Here is a 3,004-nt window from a genome sequence, read left to right as displayed (position 1 = left end):
GGTCACCGTCTCTCGACGGTGGCCGCCCGTCGTCGTCCCCGCCGACCCCCGCCCGTCAGCGCGTCACGGCCGGCGAGCCGACGTCGTCGCGGGCCGCGACCCGGAACGCGGGTGCCAGCGCGATGACCCCGAGCGCCAGCAGCGCGGGGACGGCGAACGCGAGCCGCAGGCTCAGCAGCTCGGCGACGCCGCCGATCAGCCCCGCCCCGACCACGAACCCCACGTAGTTGAAGAGGTTCACGCACGCGACGGCGACGCCCGTGCCGTCGGGGTCGAGGCGGCCCGCCACGGAGAACGACAGCGGCACCACGACGCTCAGGCCGAGCCCGGTCAGCCCGAAGCCGACGACGGCCACCCACGGGCTCGGCGCGAGCGTCACCGCGGCGAGGCCCGCCGCCCCGACGATGCCGCCGACCGCCACGGGCGCGACCGGCCCGAACCGATTGACCTGTCGGTCGGCCGCGAGCCGCCCGATCAGCTGGCAGCCCAGGTACGCGGCGAGCCCCAGCGGCGCCACGTTCGCCGCCGCGCCCAGCGCGTCCTGGATGTACTTGGTGGACCAGTTCGACGTTGCCGAGTCCGCGACGTACACGATCGTCACGGCGAGGCCCACCAGCACCAGCGGCCCCCACGGCGGGCGGGCGGCACGCGACGCGCCGGCGTCCGGCCGAGGGGTGACGGCAGCGGGCTGCTCCGCCAGCACCAGGCCCGGCACCGTCTCCCGCCCCGGTGCGCGCGGCACACCGCCGTGCGCCGCCGTCGCGACGAGGTCGACGGTGACCGCCACCGCGGCGACCAGCCCCAGCCCGGCGGCGAGCGACCAGCCGAGCGAGTGCGCCAGCACGGCCGCCAGGGACCCGAGGATGCCGCCCACGCTCCACGCGCCGTGGAAGGAGTTGAGCAGGCTGCGGCCGTAGCGCTGCTCCACCTCCACGCCCTGCATGTTCATGCTCGCGTCCACGAGGCCCAGCAGCAGGCCGACCGCCGCGACCACGGGGTAGAGGGCCGCGACGGTCGGCGCCAGGCCCGCGCCCAGCACGGCGAGCGCCACGAGCGGCCCGCACACGTGGAGCAAACGGGCGCTGCCGACCCGCGGCGCAAGGGCGCCGGCCAGCACGCTGCCGACGCCGGCCACGACCGGCACCAGCAGCAGGATGAGCGTCAGCGTGCCGTCCGACACGGCGAGGTCGTGCTGCAGCGTGGGCACCTGTGCCAGGAGCCCCGCGAAGCACATGCCCTGCACCAGGTAGAACGCCGTCACGACGAGGCGTGCGCGCCGGTCGGCGGCGTCACCGCCGCCGACACCGCCGACACCGCCGACGCCGCCGACGCCGCCGGACGCACCACCCGACGCCACACCGGACCCGCTCATGCCCAGCCTCCGCTCGTCGCGCTCCGGGGCTCGCCGTCGGGCCCGCGCGCAAGCGTGAGGATAGACCCGCGGCGGGCGGCCGCGGGAGGGTCGGTCAGGCCTCGCGGCCCGCCCACCAGGCGCGCAGCTCCTGCGCGGCGCGCTCCTCGCCGAGCGGCCCGTGCTCCATCCGCAGGCCGAGCAGGTGCTTGTACGCCTGCCCGACGGCGGGCCCGGGCGCGATGCCGAGGATCGCCATGATCTGCGAGCCGTCCAGGTCCGGGCGGATCGCGTCGATCTCCTCCTGCTCCCGCAGGGCCGCGATGCGACGCTCGAGGTCCGTGTACGAGTCGGCGAGGCGCTGCGCCTTGCGCTTGTTCCTCGTCGTGGAGTCGGCACGCGTGAGCCGGTGCAGGCGCTCCAGCAGCGGGCCCGCGTCGGTGACGTAGCGGCGCACCGCGGAGTCGGTCCACTGCCCGTCGCCGTAGCCGTGGAAGCGCAGGTGCAGCTCCACGAGCCGCGCCACGTCCTTGACCACCTGCTTCTCGTACTTCAGCGCGCGCAGCCGCTTGGCCACCAGCTTGGCGCCGACCACCTCGTGGTGGTGGAAGCTCACGCCTCCGCCGGGCTCGAAGCGGCGGGTGGCCGGCTTGCCGACGTCGTGCAGCAGCGACGCGAGGCGCAGCACGAGGTCGGGCGCGGGCACCGGGCCCTCGGGGCCGGTCTCCTGCGCGATCGCCTGCTCCAGCACCGTGAGCGAGTGCTGGTAGACGTCCTTGTGGCGGTGGTGCTCGTCGATCTCCAGCCGCAGCGCGGGCAGCTCGGGCAGCACGTGGTCGGCCAGGCCCGTGTCGACCAGCACCTCGAGGCCGGCGCGGGGTCGGTCGCTGAGCAGCAGCTTCGAGATCTCGGCCTGCACCCGCTCGGCGGAGACGATGTCGATCCGGCCCGCCATGTCCACGATCGCCTGCCGGGTCGAGGTCTCGACGGCGAAACCGAGCTGGGCGGCGAAGCGCGCGGCACGCATCATCCGCAACGGGTCGTCGTCGAACGACCGCTCCGGCGCGATCGGCGTGCGCAGCACGCCGCGGGCCAGGTCGGACAGCCCGTCGAACGGGTCGACGAACGTGAGGTCCGGCAGCCGCACCGCCATCGCGTTGACGGTGAAGTCCCGCCGCGACAGGTCGCCGTCGAGCGTGTCCCCGAACGCCACGACGGGCTTGCGGGAGGCCGGGTCGTACTCGTCGCTGCGGTAGGTGGTGACCTCGACGACGACGTCGCCCCCGTCGGGCCCCCCGCGGCCGGTGCGCGCGAACCTCCGCGCGCCGATGGTGCCGAACTCCTTGCCGATGTCCCAGTGGGCGTCGCCCCAGCGGGCCAGCAGGGCCTGTGTCTCGTCGGGCGAGGCGGAGGTCGCGAAGTCCAGGTCGTTGCTGGTGCGGCCGAGGAAGGCGTCGCGGACGGGCCCGCCGACCAGCGCGAGCTCGTGCCCGGCGGCACGGAACACCTCGCCCAGCTCGACGGCCGCGGGGGCCATCTCGGTCAGCACGGCGAGGGCGCGGCGCAGCAGCGCGGCAGGGGCCGGGGGTTCAGGGGTCGACACGGCGTCCCATCCTCCCAGATCCCGCGCGTCGGCGCCCCGGCGGCTGGGCC

2 protein-coding genes are annotated in these 3,004 nt (G+C 75.6%); both read right to left on the bottom strand.

What is annotated here, in order from left to right; all coding sequences use genetic code 11:
- Positions 1 to 55: 55 nt before the first annotated feature.
- Positions 56 to 1,372 carry an MFS transporter gene (locus ACFUVW_RS20430; RefSeq protein ID WP_430573127.1) on the bottom strand — a complete coding sequence of 439 codons (1,317 nt, stop codon included), beginning with the start codon at positions 1,370 to 1,372 and terminating at the stop codon, positions 56 to 58.
- Positions 1,373 to 1,466: 94 nt separating this feature from the next.
- Positions 1,467 to 2,954: a CCA tRNA nucleotidyltransferase gene (locus tag ACFUVW_RS20425; RefSeq protein ID WP_430573126.1), complete on the bottom strand. Its 1,488-nt coding sequence runs from the start codon at positions 2,952 to 2,954 to the stop codon at positions 1,467 to 1,469.
- Between the last annotated feature and the right edge of the window lie 50 nt (positions 2,955 to 3,004).

This window comes from Isoptericola sp. NPDC057391, from assembly GCF_042668085.1.
Lineage (GTDB): Bacteria > Actinomycetota > Actinomycetes > Actinomycetales > Cellulomonadaceae > Isoptericola.
Note: the sequence above shows the minus strand (reverse complement) of the source record. Positions and strands in the feature narration are given on the sequence as shown.